Annotated in this window: 22 protein-coding genes and 1 pseudogene; 13 read left to right on the forward strand and 10 right to left on the reverse strand. The window is 58.7% G+C overall.

Annotated elements, in window-relative coordinates; all coding sequences use genetic code 11:
* The first annotated feature begins 56 nt into the window (after positions 1-56).
* The 3 genes from F9C28_RS06605 to F9C28_RS06615 all read left to right on the forward strand — a co-directional run bounded on the left by F9C28_RS06605 (position 57) and on the right by F9C28_RS06615 (position 2,420).
* On the forward strand, positions 57-911 hold the full coding sequence (locus F9C28_RS06605; RefSeq protein ID WP_199014447.1) for a co-chaperone YbbN: 855 nt from the start codon (positions 57-59) through the stop codon (positions 909-911).
* A gap of 133 nt (positions 912-1,044) precedes the next feature.
* Entirely contained in the window at positions 1,045-1,962 is a 918-nt protein-coding gene (locus F9C28_RS06610; protein WP_199014448.1) for an SPFH domain-containing protein, read from the forward strand.
* The gene (locus F9C28_RS06615; protein WP_199014449.1) at positions 1,959-2,420 is read left to right on the forward strand and encodes an NfeD family protein; all 462 of its coding nucleotides are present in this window, start codon (positions 1,959-1,961) and stop codon (positions 2,418-2,420) included. Before F9C28_RS06610 ends, F9C28_RS06615 begins: the two co-directional genes overlap by 4 nt.
* Here the strand turns inward: F9C28_RS06615 and cueR are convergent.
* Both cueR and F9C28_RS06625 read right to left on the reverse strand, forming a co-directional pair.
* A complete protein-coding gene (cueR, locus tag F9C28_RS06620) occupies positions 2,411-2,818 on the reverse strand; it encodes a Cu(I)-responsive transcriptional regulator (protein ID WP_199014450.1) in 408 nt (135 codons plus the stop codon). The two genes, F9C28_RS06615 and cueR, sit on opposite strands and share 10 nt — an antisense overlap.
* Positions 2,819-2,921: 103 nt before the next feature.
* On the reverse strand, positions 2,922-3,287 hold the full coding sequence (locus F9C28_RS06625) for a hypothetical protein (protein ID WP_199014451.1): 366 nt from the start codon (positions 3,285-3,287) through the stop codon (positions 2,922-2,924).
* A gap of 254 nt (positions 3,288-3,541) precedes the next feature.
* Here F9C28_RS06625 and F9C28_RS06630 point away from each other — a divergent pair, with 254 nt between their 5' ends.
* The 6 genes from F9C28_RS06630 to F9C28_RS06655 all read left to right on the forward strand — a co-directional run bounded on the left by F9C28_RS06630 (position 3,542) and on the right by F9C28_RS06655 (position 9,117).
* The gene (locus F9C28_RS06630) at positions 3,542-3,862 is read left to right on the forward strand and encodes a hypothetical protein (RefSeq protein WP_199014452.1); all 321 of its coding nucleotides are present in this window, start codon (positions 3,542-3,544) and stop codon (positions 3,860-3,862) included.
* A 25-nt stretch (positions 3,863-3,887) separates the two neighbouring features.
* Complete coding sequence (locus F9C28_RS06635) at positions 3,888-4,610, forward strand: YtxH domain-containing protein (RefSeq protein ID WP_199014453.1); 723 nt, start codon at positions 3,888-3,890, stop codon at positions 4,608-4,610.
* Positions 4,594-4,911 (forward strand): hypothetical protein, encoded by a 318-nt coding sequence (locus F9C28_RS06640; protein WP_199014454.1) that lies wholly within the window; start codon positions 4,594-4,596, stop codon positions 4,909-4,911. The genes F9C28_RS06635 and F9C28_RS06640 overlap by 17 nt, the downstream gene beginning before the upstream one ends.
* The gene (locus F9C28_RS06645) at positions 4,895-5,242 is read left to right on the forward strand and encodes a YtxH domain-containing protein (RefSeq protein ID WP_199014455.1); all 348 of its coding nucleotides are present in this window, start codon (positions 4,895-4,897) and stop codon (positions 5,240-5,242) included. The genes F9C28_RS06640 and F9C28_RS06645 overlap by 17 nt, the downstream gene beginning before the upstream one ends.
* Positions 5,239-7,320 carry a heavy metal translocating P-type ATPase gene (locus F9C28_RS06650; RefSeq protein ID WP_199014456.1) on the forward strand — a complete coding sequence of 694 codons (2,082 nt, stop codon included), beginning with the start codon at positions 5,239-5,241 and terminating at the stop codon, positions 7,318-7,320. Before F9C28_RS06645 ends, F9C28_RS06650 begins: the two co-directional genes overlap by 4 nt.
* A gap of 420 nt (positions 7,321-7,740) precedes the next feature.
* A complete protein-coding gene (locus F9C28_RS06655; RefSeq protein ID WP_199014457.1) occupies positions 7,741-9,117 on the forward strand; it encodes a GntP family permease in 1,377 nt (458 codons plus the stop codon).
* 152 nt (positions 9,118-9,269) lie between these two features.
* Here the strand turns inward: F9C28_RS06655 and F9C28_RS06660 are convergent, their stop codons facing one another.
* The 6 genes from F9C28_RS06660 to F9C28_RS06685 all read right to left on the reverse strand — a co-directional run bounded on the left by F9C28_RS06660 (position 9,270) and on the right by F9C28_RS06685 (position 16,098).
* On the reverse strand, positions 9,270-9,566 hold the full coding sequence (locus F9C28_RS06660) for a YfcZ/YiiS family protein (RefSeq protein WP_199014458.1): 297 nt from the start codon (positions 9,564-9,566) through the stop codon (positions 9,270-9,272).
* Between the two features lie 371 nt (positions 9,567-9,937).
* Complete coding sequence (locus F9C28_RS06665) at positions 9,938-11,671, reverse strand: acetyl/propionyl/methylcrotonyl-CoA carboxylase subunit alpha (RefSeq protein WP_199014459.1); 1,734 nt, start codon at positions 11,669-11,671, stop codon at positions 9,938-9,940.
* Positions 11,664-13,274, reverse strand: coding sequence for a 5-oxoprolinase subunit B/C family protein (locus F9C28_RS06670; protein WP_199014460.1), 1,611 nt, complete (start codon positions 13,272-13,274; stop codon positions 11,664-11,666). The genes F9C28_RS06665 and F9C28_RS06670 overlap by 8 nt, the downstream gene beginning before the upstream one ends.
* A gap of 1 nt (position 13,275) precedes the next feature.
* A complete protein-coding gene (locus F9C28_RS06675; RefSeq protein WP_199014461.1) occupies positions 13,276-14,082 on the reverse strand; it encodes a putative hydro-lyase in 807 nt (268 codons plus the stop codon).
* Positions 14,079-14,855 (reverse strand): LamB/YcsF family protein, encoded by a 777-nt coding sequence (locus F9C28_RS06680; protein ID WP_199014462.1) that lies wholly within the window; start codon positions 14,853-14,855, stop codon positions 14,079-14,081. Before F9C28_RS06680 ends, F9C28_RS06675 begins: the two co-directional genes overlap by 4 nt.
* 1 nt (position 14,856) lies before the next feature.
* A complete protein-coding gene (locus F9C28_RS06685; RefSeq protein WP_199014463.1) occupies positions 14,857-16,098 on the reverse strand; it encodes an NRAMP family divalent metal transporter in 1,242 nt (413 codons plus the stop codon).
* 343 nt (positions 16,099-16,441) lie between these two features.
* On the opposite strand from F9C28_RS06685, the gene F9C28_RS06690 reads away from it, so the two are divergent.
* Positions 16,442-17,119: a GntR family transcriptional regulator gene (locus F9C28_RS06690; protein WP_199014464.1), complete on the forward strand. Its 678-nt coding sequence runs from the start codon at positions 16,442-16,444 to the stop codon at positions 17,117-17,119.
* On the opposite strand, the gene F9C28_RS06695 is transcribed toward F9C28_RS06690, so the two are convergent.
* Entirely contained in the window at positions 17,116-17,856 is a 741-nt protein-coding gene (locus F9C28_RS06695) for a hypothetical protein (RefSeq protein WP_199014465.1), read from the reverse strand. The two genes, F9C28_RS06690 and F9C28_RS06695, sit on opposite strands and share 4 nt — an antisense overlap.
* A gap of 255 nt (positions 17,857-18,111) precedes the next feature.
* Here F9C28_RS06695 and copA point away from each other — a divergent pair, with 255 nt between their 5' ends.
* The 3 genes and pseudogenes from copA to ybaK all read left to right on the forward strand — a co-directional run bounded on the left by copA (position 18,112) and on the right by ybaK (position 22,255).
* On the forward strand, positions 18,112-20,637 hold the full coding sequence (gene copA, locus F9C28_RS06700) for a copper-exporting P-type ATPase CopA (RefSeq protein WP_199014466.1): 2,526 nt from the start codon (positions 18,112-18,114) through the stop codon (positions 20,635-20,637).
* A gap of 134 nt (positions 20,638-20,771) precedes the next feature.
* The gene (locus F9C28_RS06705) at positions 20,772-21,569 is read left to right on the forward strand and encodes a TraB/GumN family protein (protein WP_199014467.1); all 798 of its coding nucleotides are present in this window, start codon (positions 20,772-20,774) and stop codon (positions 21,567-21,569) included.
* 205 nt (positions 21,570-21,774) lie between these two features.
* Positions 21,775-22,255, forward strand: a pseudogene (gene ybaK, locus F9C28_RS06710) (Cys-tRNA(Pro)/Cys-tRNA(Cys) deacylase YbaK).
* Here the strand turns inward: ybaK and ushA are convergent.
* Positions 22,256-23,905 carry a bifunctional UDP-sugar hydrolase/5'-nucleotidase UshA gene (gene ushA / locus F9C28_RS06715; protein ID WP_199014468.1) on the reverse strand — a complete coding sequence of 550 codons (1,650 nt, stop codon included), beginning with the start codon at positions 23,903-23,905 and terminating at the stop codon, positions 22,256-22,258.
* Positions 23,906-24,014: the final 109 nt, after the last annotated feature.

A 24,014-nucleotide genomic window follows, 5' to 3' on the forward strand; every position in this document is an offset into this window, starting at 1 on the left:
GAAGCGGGCCGGCACTGCCCCCATCTGCTTAACAAACCTGTCTAAGAGGGCGACGCATGTCTGCACAAACAATTATTACGATTACCGAAGAGAACCTGAACCAGACACTTGATCAGTCCGTCACGGTACCGGTCCTGTTTTACTTCTGGTCAGAACGTAGCCAGCATTGCCAGGAACTGACCCCGCTGCTGGAGCAACTGGCAAATCAGTACCACAGTCAATTTGTTCTGGCAAAAGTGGATTGCGACACCCAGCAAATGGTGGCCTCCCAGTTTGGCCTGCGGGCGATCCCGACAATCTACCTGTTCCAGAATGGCCAACCGGTAGATGGCTTCCAGGGCCCGCAGCCGGAAGAAGCTATCCGCGCCCTGCTGGATAAATACCTCCCCCGGGAAGAAGAGCTCAAAGCACAACAGGCTTCCGCCCTGATGGCAGAAGGCAAATTTGCTGATGCCCTGCCGTTACTGAAAGAGGCCAACCAGCTGGCGCCGAAAGACAGCGAAATCACCCTGCTGCTGGCAGAGACGCTTATCGAACTGAACCGCAGTGATGACGCAGAAACCACCCTGAAAACGATTCCGTTGCAGGATCAGGACTCCCGCTATCAGGGCCTGGTATCCCGTATCGACCTGCTGAAACAGGCTGCCGATACCCCGGAAATTCAGGAGCTGCAGCAAAAAGCCCAGCACAACCCGGACGATGTCCAGATTGCCACCCAACTGGCCCTGCAATTACATCAGGTTGGCCGTAACGAAGAGGCGCTGGCCTTGCTGTTCACCCATCTGCAAAAAGATCTCGGCGCGGCTGATGGCCAGGCGCGTAAGACCTTCCAGGAGATCTTGTCTGCCATGGGTACCGGTGATGCGCTGGCGTCCCGTTATCGCCGCCAGTTGTATTCACTGCTTTACTGATTTTTTCTGCGTCCTCAGCACGTCCTGTCATACTTCAGCGGAAAGCCCTGTTGCTTTCCGCTTATCCCGCTAGAATAACTGCACAGTGCAGGCCCTGGTTACCGGTGCCCGTTATCAATACAGGAGGTATTTGATGCTGACAGTGATCCCCATTCTTATCTTTGTGGCCCTGATGATTGTTGCTGCCGGGGTGAAAATTGTCCCCCAGGGCTATCAGTGGACCGTTGAGCGCTTTGGCCGCTACACCAAAACCCTGATGCCCGGCCTTAGCCTGGTGGTGCCCTTTATGGACCGCATCGGGCGAAAAATTAATATGATGGAACAGGTGCTGGACATCCCTTCCCAGGAGGTTATCTCCAAGGATAACGCCAACGTCACCATTGATGCGGTGTGCTTTATTCAGGTGATTGATCCCGCCCGGGCCGCCTATGAGGTCAGCAACCTCGAACAGGCGATTGTCAACCTGTCGATGACCAATATCAGGACCGTGCTGGGCTCCATGGAGCTGGATGAAATGCTCTCCCAGCGCGATAACATCAACTCACGCCTGCTGCATATTGTCGATGAAGCCACTAACCCCTGGGGGGTCAAAGTCACCCGCGTGGAGATTCGCGATGTTCGCCCTCCGGCGGAGCTTATCGCCTCCATGAACGCCCAGATGAAAGCCGAACGTACCAAGCGCGCCTATATTCTGGAAGCCGAAGGGATCCGCCAGGCGGAAATCCTGAAAGCCGAAGGGGAAAAGCAGTCACAAATCCTCAAGGCCGAGGGGGAACGCCAGTCGGCATTTTTACAGGCAGAGGCCCGGGAGCGGTCTGCCCAGGCAGAAGCCCGGGCGACGCAAATGGTTTCCGAAGCCATTGCCAGCGGGGATATTCAGGCCGTGAACTACTTCGTGGCGCAAAAATATACCGATGCCCTGCAAACTATCGGCGCGGCGGAAAACAGCAAAGTTATCATGATGCCGCTGGAGGCCAGCAGCCTGCTGGGCGCCATTGGCGGGATCAGCGAGCTGGTTAAACAGAGCGCTGACCAGCGGAAACCTTCATGATTGCGCTGATCCTTGCCCACCCCCACGCCTTCTGGCTCAGCCTCGGCGGCCTGCTGCTGGCGGCAGAAATGATGGGCACCAGCGGCTATTTGTTGTGGAGTGGGGTCGCGGCGGTGATCACCGGGCTGCTGGTGTGGCTACTCCCGTTAGGCTGGGAGTGGCAAGGGGTCTGCTTTGCGGTACTGACCGTGGTGTCAGCCTGGCTGTGGTGGCGCTGGCTCTCCCGGCGGCACCGCGACAGCACCGGCGCCCCGAACCTGAACCAGCGCGGTAACCAGTTGATTGGCCAAGTCCTGGTGCTGGAAACGGCGCTGGTCAACGGACACGGAAATATCCGGGTGGGGGACAGTAGCTGGCCGGTGAGCGCCGCGCAAGATTTGCCCGCTGGCTGCCGGGTGCGCGTTATTGCCATCGAGGGGATTACCTTGCGGATACAGGCATTACCGGCTCAGCAATGATGATGCGGGCAGCCGCCGGACAGGGTATCAATTATCGGGCATTCGGCGCTGTCATCACCGGGGCAATCCGCCGCCAGGGACATCAGCCTGTCGCGCATGGCTTGCAGGGCGGTGATATGGGCTTCGATCTCCGCCACTTTTTGCAGGGTATAGGCTTTCACATCCGCGCTATGGCGATCCGGGTTATTGAACAACCCCACCAGTTCCCGGCACTCTTCGAGGGTAAACCCCACCTGGCGCGCCTGGCTGAGCAGTGTTAGTTCTTCAAGGTGTTTTCTGGCGTAGGAACGGTAGCCGTTTTCGCTACGTGCCGGTGGTGTCACCAGCCCTTTTTGTTCATAAAACCGGATAGCTTTACTGGTGAGGCCGGTTTTTTTCGCCACATCGCTGATGTTCATCGTCTCAATGCTCCCGGGGAAATGCGCTGGATAGATAGCTAAGAATAGCTACCGGGAAGGCTATTGTAGCGCCAGCGCCGTACTTGCCAACCCCCGGGGCCCGTTAGCGAATCAATTGCACCACGGTTTTGAGCATCGACGGCTTAACCACCATATTAAAGGTCATGACTGCCAGCCCTTTCGCCACGTTGCGGGTCAACTGGCGCACCGTGGTATCAATGTAGGCCTGATCCTTCTGTACGCTCAGCCAGTTTTGGGATTCAATTTTAGCCAGCAGCGTGGCGCTACTGATTTTATGTTCATCAAAGCGCACCGCAACAGAACCAGCATAACGGCGGTGTACCACTTCCAGCACCCCCGGCATCCTTTCCATCGCCGCAACTTCTCTGGCAACCCGCTCCGGGTTACGCAGGATAAAATCAGAACGTACGCGAATGCGGTTTTGTGTTTGATGCAGATAGGGGCTCATGCATGATTCTCGCGTGATAACAGGAATGAGAATAATTTACGTTATGTTTAGCATAAATGCTATGTTTCTTTGCTCACTTTTTGTGTCAGCTAATACCTACCTGCCGCCCCCCGGCATTATTTGACCTGTCGCAACATTCCGGCAAATAACCCTATTGATGATCAGTCTTTAGTGGGGTTCTGGGTTACAGTAACAACGCTATATAGCGCGCTATATAGTAATGATTATCACGAACATTACGGACAGGTACACGCATGCAGTTAGACGATTTAGACAGTCTGATGACACTTCGCCGCTATGTAGAAATTGCCCACCATATTCCCGGGCGCATTCGTCTGCGGTTTACCAGCAGACTGGTCTCCAGCCTGAGCAAACGCCGGCTTAGCGACCTGGAAAATCTCTGCGCGCCGGATGGTTATCTGCGTGGCTATTCCCTGAACACTGCCACCGGTAGTCTGTTACTGGAATACAACGCCGGGGCGCTTCCTCCTGCCCTGCTGTCACAACTGTTTGGCCCCGACGAGCCCCTGGCCCGCCAGGCGCTGGCCGATATCCACGCCATTCTGTCTCACTGATCGACCAATTCTTAAAGGGAAAACCATGAGCAACGATACTCAGAATCAACTGCCTCCTTACTGGCCACCTTACGGCTATCCGTTGTACCCACAGCCGGGCATGGCAGCCCCGCAAATGCCGCAGCCTAAAGATCAGGCCGCACAGCCTCAGATGCCGCCTCAGGGCTGGCCCCAGCAGCCGGTCTGGCCAGGCATGATGATGCCGGGATATATGCCGATGGGTTACCCCATGCCGCCGCAGATGCCACCACAAATGCCGCCCCAGCCAATGATGCCGCCTCAGGGCTTTGCACACCCCCACCACCATCATCACCACCAGCCGTTACCGGCCGGTTTTGACTGGAGCCATCAGGCCCAGGGGATGGTAGAAGATATGATGGGTGAACAGGCGGGCATGCTGAAAAACATCATCAGCATGATCGGTGCCGACGATAAAGAGTTCTGGAAAGGCGCCATGATTGGCGCGGCGGCAACCTTACTGCTCACCAATGAAAGCGTGCGCAACATGCTGATGCAGACCCTGTCCGGCACCGGCGAGATGCTGAAATCCGGCGGCAACAAAGTGAAAGAGGCGGTGATGAGCGGTGCCGAAAATATCCGCGATACCGCCACCACCAGCAGCACCATTTTCCGGGACACGGTAAGCGCCGGTAAAGAAGGCTTCCAGGAGTCAGTAGCCCGTAACCGTAAAGCCGCGCAGCCTCAGCAACCGGACTTCGGGGACACTGACGATGAGCAACAGCCGTGATGCATTAAGCCCGGTCAACCGCGCCATGATTGCCGGTGCCCTGGTCGGTGCCACCAGCTCCTGCCTGGCGCAGTGGAAAACTTACCAGACCGGCGAGCAGTCCCTGAACCAGACGGCGGCAAATGTTGCCCGTGATGCCACGAAAGCCGGGTTAATTAGCGGCGGCGTAATGGCCGTGGCTAACGCCAGTGCCGGTCGTCCCCTGCTCACCATGCTGGCCATTGTCAGCGCCGGTGTAGCCGGTATGTATCTCCTGGATGAAGTACAGAATAAGAGACAGAACCATGACACAACAGAATAATACCCCGTATCTATACCCTTATATGCTGCCCAACGGCCAGGTGGCCTACAGTCCGTATCCGGTACAGCCCCAGCAGCCGATGATGGCACCCACAGCACCGGCAGCGAATTATCGCCAGTCCAATACCCGTACCCACCTGCTGACCGGGATGGTCGCCGGGGCCGCCATCACCTATCTGCTGACCAATCGTCAGGTACAGAAAGGGATCTCCAATACCGCCGGCAAAGTCTGGGGAACGGTACGCGGCGAAATGGAAGAAATGAAAGAGCGCCTGGCCGATTTGCAGGCGGAACTGGAGTACTACCGCAGCCAGGAGCAGGATAACCAGTGAGCCATACTGCAACGGAAGTGATAAGCGTCGTACACAGCCTGCCCGGCCGTTTGCGGTTGAGGGTTCCTCAACTGGCGCATTATCCGGACGGTGCAATGTGGTTTCGCCAGCAGCTGCTCGCGTTACCGGGGGTAAACGGCGTGCGCCTGCGCCCGGAAGCCCGATCTGCGGTGATCGAGTACAACCCGCGCCAGACCGACCACGCCAGCCTGTATCAGCGTGTGATGCGCATTGACTGGCAACACCACACTGACGGCGACTATGAACCAGAATACTGCATGGCAGATAACCTGGTGAATGTCGGCGGCCTGGCGCTGGCCCAGTTTTTACCTAAAAAATGGGCTGGCCTCTCCACCCTGCTTCTGACGGCCCCCACCCTGCAAGAGGGGCTGCATACGCTCTCCCGGCGCCAGCTGAAAGTGGAAGTCCTCGACGCGCTGGCCCTTGGGGTATCAATGGCCCGGGGCGATCACCGTACCGCGATGATAACCCAGTCCCTGCTCACCCTCGGGGAGTATATGGAGCAGGAAACCAGCCGCCATTCCGATGCGCTGCTGGCCAGCCTGATGCAGCCCCATGAGCACCCGGTATGGGTCGAGCGCGACGGCCACAGCATCGAGATCCCTTCCAGCACGCTGGTAGAAGGGGATGTCATGCTACTGGGCCCCGGCGATAATATTCCTGCGGATGGCAAAGTGTTGCGCGGCGTCGGGCTTATCAATCAGGCCTCCATGACCGGCGAAAGCGTACCGGTGCGCCGCGAACGCGGGGCCTGGCTGTATGCCGGAACCCAGGTGCAGGAAGGCAATATTGCCGTGGTGGCCGAGCGGGTAGGTGATGAATCCTCAACGGCCAATATTCGGCGCTTTATTACCGACTCCCTGAGCCAGCGTAGCGAAACCCAGCAGGTCACCCAACAGATGGCGGATCGCCGGGTCGCTATCACCCTCGGGGTGGGCGCGGCGGTATTTGCCATGACCCGGGATGTGCGCCGCCTGGCGTCGGTGTTCCTGGTGGACTACTCCTGTGCCCTGAAGCTCAGCACCCCGATTGCCTTTAAATCGATCATGTATCGCGCTGCCCGCAGCGGCCTGTTACTGAAAGGTGGCCGGGCCATCGAGCAACTGGCGGCGGTGGACACTGTGGTATTCGATAAAACCGGCACCCTGACCATGGGGGATATGGCGGTCACCGATGTGGTGAGTTTCGATCCGCAAAATACCTGGGCTGAACGCCTGCTGGCGATTGCCGCCTCGGTAGAGGAGCACAGTAATCACCCGCTGGCCCACACGGTTGTTGCCGCAGCGCAACACCACGAGCTGCCGCATATCAACCACGGCGAAGTCGAGTACGTGATTGCTCACGGGCTGATTTGTGAGCTGGACGGGCACCAGATGCAGATCGGTAGCCGCCATTTCCTGAGCGAGCACTACGCCATTGATTTCACGCCTTACCAGGATGACATCAGTGCGCTGGAGCATCAGGGGCGCCATCTGCTGTTTATCGGTCTGGACAACAAGCTGGTCGGCATGATTGGCCTGCAAGATAACGTTCGTCCGGAAGCGGCAGAAATTATCGCGGCGCTGCGCGCTGGCGGTATTCAGCAGGTTATCCTGCTGACTGGCGACAGTGAACACAAGGCACAACAGCTGGCCTGTGAACTGGGGATTGACCACTACTACGCCCAGTCCACGCCGGACAGCAAAGTTGAGGTGGTGCGTCAGCTACAGGAACAGGGCCATCGGGTGCTATTTGTGGGGGACGGCATCAACGATGCCCCGGTACTCACCCAGGCCAATGTCGGCCTGGCCATGAACCAGAGTACCGAGCTGGCCCAGCAGGCGGCGGATGCCGTGCTCTTGCAGGATAATCTGCATGGTGTGACGACCGCCCGCGAGCTGGCGCTTGAGGCGATGAAGCTAGTTAACAGCAACATTAAGATAACCGAGTGGGTAAACAGCTCAATTATGCTGGCCGCCGCGCTGGGATGGTTATCCCCGGGTGCCAGTGCGCTGTTGCATAACGGCACAACCCTCGGGGTATTGTTGCGTTCACTCTCCGCCCGTAAGAAGGCGTAATTCTCTGGCCGGTCAGGGCGTCCCTGCCGGCCTTATTTCTTCTGCTGTATACCTTCTGCTACCGCTACCGTTGCGCGCTACCTCAGATGTTAACCGGTAACATAGATAGCCGTCAGGGTGCTGGCGCTGCGGCAACCATCCCCCCGTCACTGTCATATTTCTTATTAGTTCTCGCGGGTAAATTCCCCGCCGTTATTATTGTTAATTTATTGTAATCAACCTGAGAATTCCCGGATTTCAGGCCAGGCCACGACGCTATTGACGGCAAATAATGACGCCCATCGCAAAATATTACCAAATATTTCATTTTTTATTTACAGCCGGACAGCTCAGCGTTCAGCATGATGTTACGGGTATCACTGAAAAGCGTTATTCGGTTTTCACGCAGGTGATGCCGCACGTAAATACAAGGAGTGGTAAATGAACGAACTGACATATGCCTATGGTGCAGGAACATTATTAGGAATTGCGGCGGGGTCCGTTGCCCTGCTGCTCGTGCTGATAATGCGCTTCAAAATTCATGCATTTTTATCCCTGACGCTGGTCAGTATCGTTGTGGCCCTGCTGACCGGGATTGCCTTTGATAAAATTGTCCCCACCCTGCTCAACGGATTCGGTAGCACCCTCGCGGGGGTGGCCCTGCTGGTCGGACTGGGGGCGATGATCGGCCGTCTGCTGGAAATTTCTGGCGGTGCCAAAGTGCTGGCCGATACCCTGATTAATAAATTTGGTTCCCACCGCGCGCCGTTCGCGCTGGGGGTCGCCTCACTGCTGTTTGGCTTCCCTATCTTCTTCGACGCCGGTCTGGTGGTTATGCTGCCGATTATTTTCAGCGTCGCGAAGCGGTTTGGTGGCTCGACCCTGAAATACGCGCTGCCCGCCGCCGGTGCATTTGCGGTTATGCATGCGCTGGTTCCGCCGCATCCGGGCCCGGTTGCCGCCAGTGAACTGCTGGGTGCCAATATCGGCCTGCTGGTGATTGTCGGGCTGATCATTGCCATCCCGACCTGGTATTTCGGGGCCTATCTGTTTGGCCTGTATGCCGGTAAAAAGTTTGATATCAAACTGCCGTCTTCTTTCCTCGGCGATATTCAGCCAGATGCCAACCATCAGCCGCCATCCTTCGGCATCGTGATGTCGATTTTGCTGCTGCCGCTGGTGCTTATCTTTATGGATACCGGCCTGAACACCGCCGCCGTCATGGGCTGGGTGGACCCGAATAATATGGTGGTCAACTTCCTGCGTATGCTGGGTAAAACCCCGGTAGCCCTGCTGATTACCGTGTTCTTCAGCCTGGCCGTATTCAGCGGCAGACACAGCCGCCAGCACCTGGAAAAAGTCTGTGACGGCGCCCTCGGCCCTATCTGCGGCATTATCCTGGTTACCGGTGCCGGTGGGATGTTTGGTGGGGTACTGCGTGCCAGCGGTATTGGCGATGCGCTGGCCGGTGTACTGGCCGATACCGGCATGCCGCTGATTCTGGCTGCCTTTGTTATCTCCACCGCCCTGCGTGTGGCGCAAGGCTCTGCGACTGTGGCGCTGACCACTACCGCGGCATTGATCTCACCGATGGTGGCCGCTACCCCGGGCCTGAGCCAGTTCGATCTCTGCTTCCTGGTGGTGGCCATTGCCGGTGGCGCAACGGTACTGTCCCACGTTAACGACTCCGGGTTCTGGCTGGTGGGCCGTTTTCTGGAAATGGACGAGAAAACCACGCTGCGTACCTGGACTGTGATGGAAACGCTGCTGGGTACCATTGCCTTCCTGCTGGCCGCAGTGGGCAGCATTATCCTGTAATTCACGCCTGCCAGGGATGTAGGCCGCGCCATCTGTGTCCGCAGGTGGCGTTTTTTTTAGTGCGATGGTGGAGGAACAGAGGTTGCAGGTTATCAGGCGGGAGGAGAGTATCAGCGGGGCCACCGGAAAGGGGGAAGTGGCCCGCTATCAGCTTAGCGCAGCGCTAACTGGAAGATAACCGTTTCAACCTGGTAGGCGAAAGCAAAACTCATATCCAGTTTGTAACCGCCATCGCAGGGCGCAAGTGTGGTTTCGATCTTGCAAGGTTCAGACGCCGTTTCCTGGGCTTTTTTCTCCAGGGCATCACGCTTAGCCGTTGCTTCAGCTTCGCTGGCAAATACCGCGCTGAAAGTGGCTACATTATCGGTGTTATCCAGAATAGTCCCCACGTCCATGCAGCCGCACCCTTCTTTCTCACGGGTGTTAGTGGTATCACAAGAGTTGCTCATCGTTAAATCCTTGTTCTGCAGTGCTACAAGATCTCATGTACTACATGAGCCATTCATGCCCGCCCAGTACGCTATCTGGATTGGCACTTATCTACTGCAGTTATTCTACATCACACAATACCAATATTGATTATTATTTGTGGTAATAAAACAAATAGACTGCGGTGATAATCACGGCAGCCTGAATAATAAACCCATACTTTTCAGTAAATTAAAAATAAGCGCTTTAGTAAACCTGAGGCTTATACAGAAAATTTAAACCTGACGGTGAAATTATTTAGCGTTAAAACAAACATCGCGTTAAATAGATAAAAACACTCAGGCAACATTAGCTGCATTTTATTTACCGCCGGCGCCCCGGCGGAAAGCCATCAGGCGGCGTTAATCATCGCCAGCGGTGTACCGGCGGCCAGCGGGCTCCCGGCGGTTGCCTGCTGGCGGAGGACGCCGCCCTGTTCGGCCAGCACCGGCACTTCCATTTTCATGGCTTCCATCACCGCCAGCACATCGCCTGCCTGTACCACCGCATTCTCCTCCACCAGCCAGCAATGCAGTACGCCGGTCACCGGGGCCAGCACCGCCCCGGGAACATCGGTAATCTCTCCGGTCACCGCCTGTGTCGCGACCGTGCCGCTGGCCAATAACCCCGCCGGAAAGCCAAGGGTGACCCGGCGGCCGTCCAGCTCTATCCAGCTACGGGTCACGGCTGGTGTCGGCGCAGGCAATTGCCGGGGCGCCAGGGTAACCCGCCCGGCAAAGCATGTCTCAATCCAGCGGGTATGGACCTGAAAATCCACCGTGAAGTCAGCTTCGGCCATGACCGCCCGATGGAACGGCAATACCGATGCCACCCCGTCGATAGTAAATTCCGCCAGCGCCCGCCGCGCCCGCTCAATGGCCTGCTCCCGGGTTGCGCCGGTGACAATCAGTTTCGCCATCAGCGAATCAAACTGGCCTATCACCGCATCCCCTTCGGCGACCCCGCTGTCCAGCCGGACGCCCGGGCCGGACGGGGCAACAAAGCGGGTTATCTGCCCTGGGGTGGGTAAAAATCCACGCCCGGCGTCCTCGGCGTTGATGCGAAATTCAAAGGCATGACCCCTGACCGGCGGCGTTGCCGTAAAAGAGAGCGGTAGCCCCTGGGCCACCCGCAATTGCTCCGCCACCAGGTCAACCCCGCTGGTCTCCTCGGTGACCGGATGCTCTACCTGCAAACGCGTATTCACTTCAAGGAATGACAAGCGGCCATCATTGCTGAGCAGGAACTCAACGGTCCCGGCCCCCAGATAATCCGCCTGGCGGCAAATATTGACCGCCGCCTCATGGATGGCCTCACGCTGCTGAGGGCTGATAAACGGGGCCGGGGCTTCCTCCACCAGTTTCTGATTGCGGCGCTGCAGCGAGCAGTCCCGGGTCCCCACCACCACCACATGGCCGTGGCTGTCGGCCATGATCTGCGCTTCAATATGCCGCGGGCTGTCGAGGAACTGCTCAACATAGCACTCACCCCGGCCAAACGCCGCTTCCGCTTCCCGCACTGCCGAGTGATACAGCCCGGGGATCGCGTCCAGGGTGCGGGCAACTTTCAGCCCGCGCCCGCCGCCGCCAAAGGCGGCCTTAATGGCCACCGGCAGGCCGAATTGCCGGGCAAAATCCAGCACCTCAGCCGCTGATGCCACCGGATCGGCGGTTCCCTGAACCAGCGGCGCACCGGCCGCCAGCGCAATCTTGCGCGCCTGGACTTTATCCCCCAGTTGTTCAATGGTGTGCGGGTGCGGACCAATCCAGATAAGCCCCGCCTGCTGTACCGCGCGGGCAAAATCCGCCCGTTCGGATAAAAAACCATATCCCGGGTGGACCATGGTGGCCCCACAGCGCCGGGCCACCGCCAGCAACGCATCACTGTTCAGGTAGGTTTCCCGGGGGGTTACCCCCGGCAGGGCCCAGGCTTCATCAGCCATGCGCACGTGCAGCGCATTACTGTCGGCATCGGCATATACCGCAACAGTCGCAATATCCGCATCGCGACAGGCCCGCACAATACGGACGGCAATCTCACCCCGGTTAGCGATCAACACTTTATGGCGGTTATGGTGGCTATTCATGGTGGTTCTCACTCTCCGGTAACGGGAAAAAAGGGCGAATAAGCGTGAAACGGATCCGGCATCCGGGGGGAATTTGCCCGGCCAGATCCCGGTGATGGGGCGCCACCGCAGCAATGACCGGGTAGCCGCCGGTAAGCGGGTGATCGCGCAGGAACAGCACTGGCTGGCCGCTGGCGGGCACCTGAATCGCCCCCATGCAGGTCCCCTCGCTGGGCAATTCCTGATGCTGGCAGCGGGCCAGAGGCTGCTCGCCGTTTAGCCGCAGACCAATGCGGTTTGACTGTTCCGTCACCGGCCAGAGCTGGCTGGTGAGCAGGTGAAGGGCCTGGTCAGTGAACCAGTCGGTGCGTGGCCCGGCCACAATATCCAGGCTGACAATATCCGTGGGCCCGGGCAGCGTCGCCGCAGGCGCCAGAAAGACCGCCACGGACTGGCAGCCCAGCGCCGGGTCAATATACAGCGCCTCTCCGGCGGCGAGCGGCTGTGGCCCTACCCCGGCAAGAATGTCCCGGGACGCACTCCCCAGCACCGGTTCAGGCTGGCGTACCCCGCGCAGCGCCAGGTAACTGCACACCCCCTGCTGTGCCGGGCCAATATGCAACTCATCCCCGGCCTGCAGCGCAAATGCCTGCTCCATGGCCAGCGGGAAACGCCCCTCCGCCGCCACCAGGGTCAGGGGACAGGGTGCCCCGGTAACCGCCAGCACCACATCTTGCCGGGCCCTGGCCCGAAAACCACCCGCGGTTATCTCCAGCGCCGCCACGTCAGGGTTCCCCACCAGCATATTGGCCCGCCGCCAGGCAGCATTATCCCGGGCACCGGAAATGCCTACCCCCATGGCACCCCGGCCCGGACGTCCGCCGTCCTGCCAACTGGTCAGCAGCCCGGGGGTCATAATGGTCAGCGCGGGTTCCCCGTCAGCCGCCGTGTCTGGTGGTTCTGCCCGGGCAGCAGGCCCGGGCAGTGAAATCGTATTTTTGCGGTCAGCCGCCACAAAACGCACCCCGTCCCCGGGCTGTAGCCGCGCGGGCTGCGGGCGCGCCATGTCCCACATCGCCTCGCCAGTATGGCCAATCAGTTGCCAGCCTCCGGGGCTGGCCTGGGGATAGATCCCACAAAACTCACCGGCCAGCGCCAGTGATCCTGCCGGTATCCGGGTGCGCGGAGTGGCGCGACGGGGGATCGTCCACTGCCAGTCAGGGCTGGCCAGATAGGCAAAACCCGGCGCAAAACCGGTAAATGCCACTTTCCAGCACACCGACTGGTGGTGCGTTATCAGTTGGGTAACCGTCAGGCCGAGACGTTCCGCCAGCGCGGGCAGATCGTCACCGTCGTAACACACCGGCAGCGTGATACTGGCACGCTGGCGCTGGCCATCCCCACCGGGGGGCAGTTGGCGGATGCGATAACACAGGGTCGCCGCATCGGTTAGCCCGGGGGTGAAGCGCACCAGCAAGGTCCTGGCCGCCGGGATCAGTTCTTCAATGCCCACCAGCAGGCCCTGGTGCCTGGCGGCAGTGACGGCGTCATAAAGCGCGAGGGTGTCATCCAGTGACCCGGGCTCAATCAGGAAACTGTCGAGGTTGACGGGCAGAAAGTGCATATCAGCCTCCCAGCCAGGCATTATCCGGGATATCGGTAATCAACATATGCCCGGGGGCATGGCTGACGGCAAACGGCACCCGGGAGCGCATCACCGCCGCCTGGGGGGTGACACCACAGGCCCAGAACACCGGGACTTCGCCGGGTTCAATACGTACCGGGTCGCCAAAATCCGGCCGCGAAATATCCGCGATCCCCAGCAGGGCCGGATCACCAATATGGACCGGCGCCCCGTGCACCGCAGGCAAACGCCCGGTAATCATCACCGCGTCGCTGATCCGGTCAGCGGCTATCGGCCGCATCGATACCACCAGCTCACCGGACAGCCGCCCGGCAGGCCGGCACTGGCGGCTGGTTTTGTACATGGGTACGTTACTGCCGTCCGTAATATGGCGCACCTCAATGCCCGCCGCCATCAGCGGGGCTTCAAAGGTGAAGCTGCAACCAATCAGAAAGGTGACTAAATCAGGCTGTTGTTGCCACAGCCCACGGGCATCGGTGAGTTCATCCACCAGTTCCCCCTGCCGCCAGACGCGATAACGCGGGATATCGCAGCGAATATCCGCCCCTTCGGCCAGCACGGTTTGATAGCCACCGGCCTCAATCACATCCAGCACCGGGCAACTCTGCGGATTACGCTGGGCATACAGCAGAAAATCAAACGCCCAGTCTGCCGGCAGGCTTATCATATTGGCCTGCGTCATCCCGGGGGCGATACCGGCGGTGGGGCCATCAAAACCGGCGCGGATTTTTGCCCTCGCCTGGCGCGCCGCATCAATGGCGGCCGGTGTTGCGTGGTTCAGTCTCATTGCCCCTCCGTAAACGGGGCAATGGTAATGCCGTGCGCGGTTAACAGCTCGCGGGTCTGGCGCGCCATCTCAATGGCGGCCGGGCTGTCACCGTGGACGCAGATAGAGTCCGCCGTTATTGGGGTGAACGCCCCCTCAACGGAGATAACCCCCCCTTCGCGGATCATCTGCAACATACGCTGGGCCACCTGGTGAGGATCGTGCAGTACCGCCCCGGCCTGCCGCCGGGAAACCAGCGTGCCGTCACTGTGGTAGGCCCGGTCGGCAAACGCCTCCGCCACGGTATTGAGCCCCTGCTCCGCCGCGAGGGACAAAATGCGCGACCCGGCCAGCCCCATCAGCGGTAACGCAGGATCAATCGCGCGGATCGCGGCGATCACCGCCAGCCCCTGGGCCTCATTATGGGCAATGGTGTTATACAGCGCCCCGTGGGGCTTAACATAGCTAACCCGGGTGCCTGCTGCCTTCGCCAGCCCCTGGAGGGCGCCAATCTGATAAATCACATCTGCCAGCAGCTCATCATGGGAGAGATCCATATTGCGCCGCCCAAAGCCGACCAGATCCGGGTAAGCGACATGGGCGCCGATAGCCACCCCCCGGGCCGCGGCGGCCTGCACCGTCGCCAGGATAACGTCCGGCGATCCGGCATGAAAACCGCAGGCAACATTGGCGCTGCTGACCAGGGCAAGAATGGCGTTATCATCCCCCAGGGTCCACTGGCCATAGCTTTCCCCTAAATCACTATTCAAATCAATGTGTGGTAGTTCAGACATGTTAAACAATCTCCAGGAAGCTAAAGATAGTGCCCACGGATAACGCCCCCATATACCAGGTGAGCAGGCAGACAGCCAGCCCGCTCCACAGCAGCCAGCGCGGATAGCGGTAGCCCGCCATCAGGTCCGGGCGTTTCCAGCCGACATAGACAAACAGGGTTAACCCCACCGGCAGTACCAGGCCATTAAAGCCCCCGGCGAATACCAGCAGGGCCGCCGGGGCAGTGCCCAGCAGCAGATAAACCGCCAGTGACAGGGTAATAAAAATCAGAGTGGCAATGTTGCGCTGCCGGTCCGTCAGGTGCTTTTTAAACACCGTGATAAAAGAAACCGAGGTGTAGGCCGCACCGATCACGCTGGTCAACGCTGCGGCCCAGAAGATAAAACCAAACAGCCGCACACCGATATCCCCAAGGGCATAATAAAAAGCCTGGGATGCCGGGTTGGCGGCCTGGCCGGACAGGTCGATGGTTACCCCGCTGGCCACCACGCCGAGAATGGCCAGGAACAGCACATAGCGCATGATCCCCACCACCAGAATGCCTTTATTGGCCGCGGAAGAGACCGCATCAATATGTTCCGGGCCGCTCAGCCCTTTATCCAGCAAGCGATGGGCCCCGGCATAACAGATATAACCGCCGACAGTCCCCCCAACAATGGTGGTGATGGTGGCGAAATTAATATGGTCCGGCAACACCGTCTGGTAGAGCGCGTCACCCACCGGGGGCTGGGTAATAAACATCACTCCCACCACCAGCAAGATCATCAATAAACCCAGGATGATCATCAGCCGGTCAATTACGGTGCTGGCCCGGCGGGACGAAAAAATCCACATGGCGAACAGCGCGCTGATAAGCCCGCCTATCTTCGGGTTAAGGCCGAACATGGCATTCATCCCCAGACCGGCCCCGGCGATATTGCCGATATTAAAAATCAACCCGCCGAACAGCACCAGCACCGCCAGCAGATAACCACTGCCCGGCAGGGCGGCGTTCGCGACATCGGCCGCGCGCATCCGGGTCAGGGTGACCACCCGCCAGATATTTTGCTGGACCACAAAATCAATCACGATAGACGCCAGGATGCCGAAGGCAAACGCCGCCCCCATGGTGGCGGTAAATACCGTGGTTTGGGTAATAAATCCGGGGCCAATGGCAGAGGTTGCCATCAGAAATATAGCCGCCACCAGCGATGAGCGACGGTGGCTGATAAACGCCTTTTTATTGGTATCCAGAGCAGACATGCAGGCTCTCCTTCCGGGATAGTGGTTGTGAGCATAACAAGCAATATCCGGACCATTGTTGAGTTGTGTTTGTGTTTTGTTAATCAATCTTATTTGGATTGTTGAACAATACACTAGATAGTGAAGAGAAATTAAACAATCCCCAGAGGTAGCCCGGCTAAAAAAATCAGAGCCAGATCACTGAATAACCGACGCAACACCACAACATGCACGTTGATAGTGCAGCGACTGCGGATCACTGCCCCGCAAGCGTGCAGCACAACGCGCGGCCGGGGTCACCCCTTGTGGGGCTGTAGCAAATATGTGAGTATTATCCGTTCCCAGCCGCACCGGTGGTGATGTAATGACAACTCAGGCGCCCCCCCAGACGCTTATTGACCGTACCGCAGAGAATATTCGGGCGAGAATTATTGCCGGCGATCTCACCCCAGGCACCCGCCTGTCCGAAGCCGCCCTCAGCGAACAATTGTCTATTTCCCGCAATACCCTGCGCGAAGTGTTCCGTTTACTGACCCAGGAAGGATTGCTGCACCATGAGCCAAACCGCGGGGTGAAAGTTGCCCTGCCCGATATGGCATCCATTATTGATATTTACCGGATCCGCCGTCTGCTGGAGTGTGAAGCGCTGCGCCAGGCCTATGCCATGCACCCGGCGATGGCCAGAATGGCTGCCGCCGTGGAGGCCGCCCGCCAGTGGCGGGAGCGTGGCGACTGGCGCCGTGTGGGCACCGAAAATATGGCGTTCCACAGCGCGCTGGTTGAGCTGGCCGACAGCGAGCGCATGAACCGCCTGTATCGCCACATCTCCGCCGAGTTACGGCTGGCCTTTGGCCACCTGAACGATAACCAGATGCTGCACGCGCCGTATATAGAAAAGAATGCCCATATCCTGAGCCTGTTGCAGGCGGGCAATAACAGCGAGGCCGCCAGCACCATGGCGTGCTATTTGCAGTTGTCCGAACGCACCGTGATTGCGGCCCTTGCCCGCCATCAGCAGCAGGCTTCCCCGGCAGCGCGTTAACCCGCGCGCCGCATCGTGCGTTTGAACTGTTTAACACGCGCTTTTAAGGTATTCATCAGCGAAAACGCCGGTACCCAGGGAAGTGCGGTATGCCAGGGGCGCGGCGAGCCGTGGAAGCAGACAATTTTTGCCTCCCCCGGTAGCGAGCCGTCCGCTACGCCATCATGTAATTTAACACTGAACCCCGGCATGCCGGGGGTGGCAATATTCGCCTTATAACTGATGATATGACCGGGGAAAATATCCTGCCAGCGATCGGCATCCGGATAGATCTGGCCGATAAATCCCTGATCGCCGTGGAATGGCGGTGCCTTGTTCTCAGCCATGATAGCCTCGGCATTCTCCGTGAAGGCGTGCCAGGCGCGGTATTTGTCTTTAGCGGGAATAAACATAATACCGGACGCCGCCGGGGCATTAGCCTGCCCCTGCCAGGCAAAATCCGTCAACATGGTCATCCGGCTCAGGCCGTTCAGCCCGCCGAGATCGCCGGTTATCACCGTATCAATATCAATGTAGAGCAGGTCCTGGGCGCCGATGACCGGATGCTGGGGGTTAAACAGCTCCAGTTTTGCCCACCATCCCGGCCAGTTATACAGCAGCGGTGCCGTTTCCACCCCCGGAATATCCCCTGCGTCCGTCAGGCATACTGAACGGGTAGCGCCAAACTGGCGGTGCAGCCACTGGGCGTGCCTGGGGGTGAAGTCTTTACCGCAGCGCAGCACGGAAACAATCAGCATTATTAGGCTCCCTGCCCCTGGTCTGGCTCCAGCGGCATCAACAGGGGGAAACAGTCATTTTGGCGCACAGTTTACGTTAAATGCGCCAGCGAACCCTGCGCAGAATCAAGCCCATTACGCGTCGGTTAAACAAATTTTCCCCGTCGGCGATGTAAATGCTTGACCTTACCCTTGCTGGAAGGTTTACCCTCTATCATTAGTGAATACATTCTCCCCGGAAGGAGGATGCCCAGCCCAATACAGAGGAAGCGAATCATGTCTCAAGTTATTGATCTCAAGCTAGACGGACTCTCCTGCGGACACTGCGTAAAACGCGTCAAAGAGAGCCTTGAACAACGTGCGGATGTCGACAGCGCCGACGTAACAGTCACCAGCGCCCGGGTCACCGGCAGTGCCTCTGCCAGCGACCTGATTGACACCGTAAAACAGGCCGGCTATGACGCCGAACTCGCTGCGGGGTCAAGCCACCCAAAATCTGATCCGCTGGCAGAGTCAACAACTCCGTCGGAAGTGCTGACAGCGGAGCCGCAACCCCTTCCGACAGCCGCAAGCGACAGCAGCACCGGCGATAACAGCCTGCAGTTGCTGATCAACGGGATGAGCTGTGCCAGCTGCGTGGGCCGGGTACAGACTGCATTGCAGAAGGTCCCCGGTGTCAGCCAGGCGCGGGTTAACCTGGCGGAACGCAGTGCCCTGGTGATGGGCACTGCAACCCCTCAAGCCCTGGTCGAGGCGGTGCAAGCCGCCGGATACGGGGCTGAGGCCATCGAAGATGAACAATTGCGCCGCCAGCGCCAGCAGGAAACCGCTCTCGCGGCGGTTAAGCGCTTCCGCTGGCAGGCGATCCTCGCCCTGGCCGTCGGTATCCCGGTGATGGTCTGGGGGATGATCGGTGACAATATGATGCTCACCGACCATAACCGCAGCATATGGCTGGCCATCGGTATTGTTACCCTGGCAGTGATGATAATTGCCGGTGGGCATTTTTACCGCAGCGCCCTGAAAAGCCTGCGTAACGGTACCGCGACCATGGACACCCTGGTGGCGCTGGGTACCGCCGCCGCCTGGCTCTACTCCATCGTGGTAAACCTCTGGCCCCAGCACTTTCCCGCGGAGGCCCGCCACCTGTATTACGAAGCCAGCACCATGATTATTGGTCTGATCAACCTGGGCCATATGCTGGAGCAACGGGCGCGGGCGCGCTCCTCTAAGGCGCTGGAACGCTTGCTGGATCTGGCCCCGGCCACTGCCCGGCTGGTTACCGACGCCGGGGAAAAAACCATCCCCCTGGCAGAGGTTGAACCCGGCATGATCCTGCGCCTGACCACCGGTGATCGCGTGCCGGTGGACGGTAGCATTACTCAGGGTGAAGCGTGGTTTGATGAAGCAATGCTTACCGGTGAGCCGGTACCACAGCAAAAAACCGCCGGGGATACAGTGCACGCCGGGACCGTGGTCCAGGACGGCAGCGTACAGTTTACGGCCCAGGCCGTGGGCCAGCACACCACCCTGTCGCGGATTATCCGCATGGTGCGTGAGGCCCAGAGCAGTAAACCCGAAATTGGCCAGATGGCGGATAAAATCGCCGCGGTATTTGTTCCTGTGGTGGTGGCTATCGCGCTGATCAGCGCCGGGATCTGGTATTTCTTCGGCCCGGCACCACAAATCGTCTACACCATGGTGATTGCCACCACGGTGCTGATTATCGCCTGCCCTTGCGCCCTTGGCCTGGCAACGCCCATGTCGATTATTTCCGGGGTCGGCCGGGCCGCAGAATTTGGCGTGCTGGTGCGGGATGCCGATGCCCTCGAACGCGCCAGCAGCGTCGATACCGTGGTCTTCGATAAAACTGGCACCCTGACCGAAGGCAAACCTGCGGTGGTCGCCATTGACACCGTCGGGGATATCGACAGCGCCGAGGCGCTGCGCCTTGCGGCCGCGCTGGAACAAGGCTCCAGCCACCCGCTGGCCAAAGCCATTGTCGATAACGCCGGGCAGACACAATTGCCCCAGGTGGAGGCATTCCGCACCCTGCGGGGCCTGGGGGTTAGCGGTGTGGCCCAGGGCCGCCCGTTGTTACTGGGCAACCTGGCACTGATGCAGGAACAGCATATCGATACCGCTCCTCTGGATGCCCTGGTAGCGCGCTGGGCCAGTGAAGGGGCCACTCCGGTGCTACTGGCGGTAGACGGGAAACTGGCGGCGCTGTTTGCCATCCGCGACAGCCTGCGTGAAGACAGCGTACCGGCCCTGCAACGCCTGCACCAGGCGGGTTACCGGCTGGCGATGCTGACCGGGGATAATACGGTCACCGCCCAGGCTATTGCCCGGGAAGCGGGTATCGATCAGGTGATTGCCGGTGTCCTGCCAGACGGTAAGGCCGAGGCAATTAAAGCATTGCAACAGCAGGGCCATAAGGTGGCGATGGTGGGTGACGGTATCAACGACGCCCCGGCACTGGCCCAGGCGGAAGTGGGGATTGCCATGGGGGGCGGCAGCGATGTTGCCATCGAAACCGCCGCCATGACCCTGATGCGCCACAGCCTGCACGGTGTTGCCGATGGGCTGGCTATTTCACGGGCCACGCTGCGCAACATGAAGCAGAATCTGGCCGGGGCCTTTGTGTATAACTCGCTGGGTATCCCGATTGCGGCAGGTATCCTGTGGCCCCTGACCGGCACCCTGCTCAACCCGGTGGTGGCCGGGGCGGCAATGGCGCTGTCGTCCATTACTGTGGTCAGTAACGCTAACCGGTTATTGCGCTTTAAACCAAAGGACTAATCCCTCCCCGACGAAAAGGCGCACCTGGGGTGCGCTTTTTTGTTAATCCACACTTTTTTTGTTAGCTCACAAGGATTTGCAGCACCTTCGCGGACGCGCTAGCATGATGTTTTGCTCTCAGGGAACTGCGCGAAATGGGCTTGCTCCGCACAATGACGATGTACCTGAACCACTTACTGGCCGGAGGCTACACCTGGCCGGCACTGGATATCTCGCTGCCCCATAAGCGTCATTTTCATCTGGTCGGCAGCATCCATATGGGTACCCGGGACATGGCCCCCCTTCCTGCCCGGCTGCGGGAAAAACTGCGCCATTGCGATGCGCTGATTGTTGAGGCGGACATCACTCAGGGGGATTCCCCGTTTGGCCCCGAAGCCGCCCGGCCACCGCTGCATGAGCGGCTCAGTGACGATCAGTGGCAGCACCTTAGCCGCCTCACCGACGAGCTAGAGATACCGCTTTACACCATTGATACCCTGCCCGCCTGGCGGGTGGCCTTGATCCTGCAAATCTGGCAAGCCAGACAGCTTGGCCTGCACCCGGAGTACGGGATTGACCATCAGTTGATCACCGCCGCCCATGAGCTGGGGGTGCCGGTACAAGAGCTGGAAGGCGCCGACAGCCAGGTCACACTGCTGACGACCCTGGAGGATGACGGGATGGATCTGCTGGCCGATACCCTGACCCACTGGCATACCAATGCCAGACTGATGCAGCTCATGGTCAGCTGGTGGCTGGAGAGCCCGCCAAAAGAAAACCATGTCGCGCTGCCGAACACCTTCGGCGAAACGCTGTACGACGTGCTGATGCTGCAGCGTAATCAGGCATGGCGGCAGTACCTCACGGCCCTGCCCGCCGGGCGTTATATGGTGGCGGTCGGTGCACTGCATTTGTATGGCGAAGGCAATTTGCCGGGCCTGCTGGCGCGCTAAAAAAAAGAGGCCAATATCGCTATTGGCCCGTCAAAGAGGAATTTCATTATTTTAGTTATCCCGGCAGCATACGCGCCGGTGCCGGGATTGTCGCTCAAGTTATCCATTTCTGCCAGGCAGATATTGCGCAATTTGGTACTATTTTTCTGCGCCCGGCCAGCGGTATGATGCACAGAACGTATAAGTATGATGAAAGAAGGGCTCCATGACTCCCGCGGTAAAATTACTCGAAAAAAACAACATCGCTTTCACGCTCCACAGTTATGACCATGATCCCAGTGAAACCAATTTCGGCGACGAAGTGGTGCGCAAGCTGGGGATTGATCCGCAGCAGACCTATAAAACCCTGCTGGTGGCGCTCAACGGGGATATGAAAACCCTCGCGGTGGCGGTAACCCCGGTTGCCACACAGCTGGATCTGAAAAAGGTGGCTAAAGCACTGGGGGTGAAGAAAGTCGACATGGCCGATCCGCAGGTCGCCCAGCGCAGCACCGGTTACCTGGTGGGGGGGCATTAGCCCGCTGGGCCAGAAAAAGCGCCTGCCAACGGTGATTGATTCCCTGGCCGAAACCTTTAGTACCGTGTATGTGTCCGGCGGCCGGCGGGGCCTGGATATTGAACTGGCCGCCGCCGACCTTGCCGGATTGCTTAATGCCCGCTTTGCGGACATTAAGCGTCGGGACTGATTACTGCCAGATAATCTCCCCTTTGGGGGCAAAGGTTGCCGCGTCCAGAGGGGTGTTCTGCTCGATATACTGCTTTAACACTTCCGCATCAATAAAACCGGTATTCACATAGCCGCTGCGCGTCTCAAGCACCGGATACCCGTCACCGCCGCTGGCATTAAAGCTGGGTACCGCCAGGCGATAGGTACGGTGGGAATTAACCAACTGGCCATTAATTTTCACCATATGCAGCGTGGCGCCGCGCACAATAAAGCTCACCCCGGCAAATTGCGGGTAGGCCCCGGAATCCGGTTTTTTCTGCGCCACCGCGGTTAAATAGTCCACCAGCTCACTACCGTTGAGGTCGATATAAGCCAGCTGGTTAGCGAAGGGCTGCACCTGCAATACATCTTTATAGGTAATGTCCCCGGCGGCGATAGAGTCCCGGATACCGCCGCCGCTCATCACCGCGAGGTCTGCGCCGCTGCGGGCCATTCCGGCGCGTAAAATCAGCTGGGCCAGATTGGTTTGTCCAAATCGCACCTGGTTGCGATCGCCATCCAGGCGCCCATTCACCGTACCGAGCTTGACGTTCAACTGGGCCTGCCCCTTGCGCTGGTAAGGCGAGAGCAAGTTCAGCATCCGCGGATCTTCGGCAATTTTCGGGGTATAGAGCACCCGCTGGGTTTTGCCGTCCGCCCAGGTAATGGTGCGTTTCAGGTTAATCGGGATCAACTGGTAGCGCACCAGTTTCATGTCGCCGTTACGGAACTCGAAGTCTGCCCGCCCGACATATTTTCCCCACTCGTGGGCCTGGACAATCCAGGTTCCGTTCTGGCGATCCGGGGCACAGGGCGTGCCGGGGATATAGTCGCGCTGCATCTCGTTTTCCGCCGCCATACATACCGGTTCCTGAGAGTGCCCGCCAACAATCATGGTCAGCGCCCCGGCAGGTAAACTGCGGGCCAGCGTCACATCCCCCGGGGCGTTAGAGCCGTGCTGCCCATCATCGTAATGGCCCATATGGGTGGCGGCGATAATCACATCGGGTTTTTCCGTTTGCTGCAACTCGTCAATCACCAGTTTGGCTTCCGCGACCGGTGAGCGAAATTCGATATCATTCAGGAAGGCAGGATTACCGATCCGGGCCGTGTCGTCCGTGGTCAGGCCGATGACGGCAATTTTCAGCCCCTGCGGTTTAAACAGCGCCCAGGGTTTAAACAGCCGCTGGCCGCTGCTTTTCTGGTAGATATTGGCGGACAAGAAAGGAAATTTCGCCAGTTTCTCTTGCTGGCGCAGCACGGTCAGCGGGTTATCAAACTCATGGTTGCCGACCGCCATCGCATCGTAGCCAATCAGGTTCATACCGCGGAAATCAGGCTCGGCATCCTGCAAATCAGACGCGGGCACCCCGGTGTTAATATCCCCGCCGGACAGCAACAACACACTGCCCCCTTCAGCGGCGACCTGTTCCCGGATCTGGTCCACCATGGTTTTTTGCGCGGCCAGGCCGTACTCGCCATATTCATTGCGCCAGAAATGACCGTGATGATCGTTGGTGTGCAAAATAGTAATACGGTAGGTTTTATCCTTTTCCCACGCCAGCGCCTGGCCATTAATTACTAAGCTGGCCAGCAACACTAACGCAACTTTTTTCCCCGTGAAAAACATCGAAAATCTCCATGTTGAACATAGATAACAACGAATCATCGCAATAAATAGCAAGGTAATGTTATTTTCCTGAAGGCACTTTCATCATAGCTTACAGACAGGTATGTTA

Source organism: Shimwellia pseudoproteus (assembly GCF_016415625.1).
Taxonomy (GTDB): Bacteria; Pseudomonadota; Gammaproteobacteria; order Enterobacterales; family Enterobacteriaceae; genus Shimwellia; species Shimwellia pseudoproteus.

Excerpts from the sequence above, each read along its gene's own strand:
- F9C28_RS06665 (WP_199014459.1), bottom strand. The coding sequence starts at position 11,671 with ATGAATAGCCACCATAACCGCCATAAAGTGTTGATCGCTAACCGGGGT.
- F9C28_RS06660 (WP_199014458.1), bottom strand. The coding sequence starts at position 9,566 with ATGAGCAACTCTTGTGATACCACTAACACCCGTGAGAAAGAAGGGTGC.
- F9C28_RS06630 (WP_199014452.1), top strand. The coding sequence starts at position 3,542 with ATGCAGTTAGACGATTTAGACAGTCTGATGACACTTCGCCGCTATGTA.
- F9C28_RS06690 (WP_199014464.1), top strand. The coding sequence starts at position 16,442 with ATGACAACTCAGGCGCCCCCCCAGACGCTTATTGACCGTACCGCAGAG.
- F9C28_RS06605 (WP_199014447.1), top strand. The coding sequence starts at position 57 with ATGTCTGCACAAACAATTATTACGATTACCGAAGAGAACCTGAACCAG.
- F9C28_RS06675 (WP_199014461.1), bottom strand. The coding sequence starts at position 14,082 with ATGAGACTGAACCACGCAACACCGGCCGCCATTGATGCGGCGCGCCAG.
- F9C28_RS06635 (WP_199014453.1), top strand. The coding sequence starts at position 3,888 with ATGAGCAACGATACTCAGAATCAACTGCCTCCTTACTGGCCACCTTAC.
- F9C28_RS06615 (WP_199014449.1), top strand. The coding sequence starts at position 1,959 with ATGATTGCGCTGATCCTTGCCCACCCCCACGCCTTCTGGCTCAGCCTC.
- F9C28_RS06685 (WP_199014463.1), bottom strand. The coding sequence starts at position 16,098 with ATGTCTGCTCTGGATACCAATAAAAAGGCGTTTATCAGCCACCGTCGC.
- F9C28_RS06670 (WP_199014460.1), bottom strand. The coding sequence starts at position 13,274 with ATGCACTTTCTGCCCGTCAACCTCGACAGTTTCCTGATTGAGCCCGGG.
- copA (WP_199014466.1), top strand. The coding sequence starts at position 18,112 with ATGTCTCAAGTTATTGATCTCAAGCTAGACGGACTCTCCTGCGGACAC.
- F9C28_RS06645 (WP_199014455.1), top strand. The coding sequence starts at position 4,895 with ATGACACAACAGAATAATACCCCGTATCTATACCCTTATATGCTGCCC.
- F9C28_RS06625 (WP_199014451.1), bottom strand. The coding sequence starts at position 3,287 with ATGAGCCCCTATCTGCATCAAACACAAAACCGCATTCGCGTACGTTCT.
- F9C28_RS06680 (WP_199014462.1), bottom strand. The coding sequence starts at position 14,855 with ATGTCTGAACTACCACACATTGATTTGAATAGTGATTTAGGGGAAAGC.
- ushA (WP_199014468.1), bottom strand. The coding sequence starts at position 23,905 with ATGTTTTTCACGGGGAAAAAAGTTGCGTTAGTGTTGCTGGCCAGCTTA.
- F9C28_RS06640 (WP_199014454.1), top strand. The coding sequence starts at position 4,594 with ATGAGCAACAGCCGTGATGCATTAAGCCCGGTCAACCGCGCCATGATT.
- cueR (WP_199014450.1), bottom strand. The coding sequence starts at position 2,818 with ATGAACATCAGCGATGTGGCGAAAAAAACCGGCCTCACCAGTAAAGCT.
- F9C28_RS06610 (WP_199014448.1), top strand. The coding sequence starts at position 1,045 with ATGCTGACAGTGATCCCCATTCTTATCTTTGTGGCCCTGATGATTGTT.
- F9C28_RS06695 (WP_199014465.1), bottom strand. The coding sequence starts at position 17,856 with ATGCTGATTGTTTCCGTGCTGCGCTGCGGTAAAGACTTCACCCCCAGG.
- F9C28_RS06655 (WP_199014457.1), top strand. The coding sequence starts at position 7,741 with ATGAACGAACTGACATATGCCTATGGTGCAGGAACATTATTAGGAATT.
- F9C28_RS06705 (WP_199014467.1), top strand. The coding sequence starts at position 20,772 with ATGGGCTTGCTCCGCACAATGACGATGTACCTGAACCACTTACTGGCC.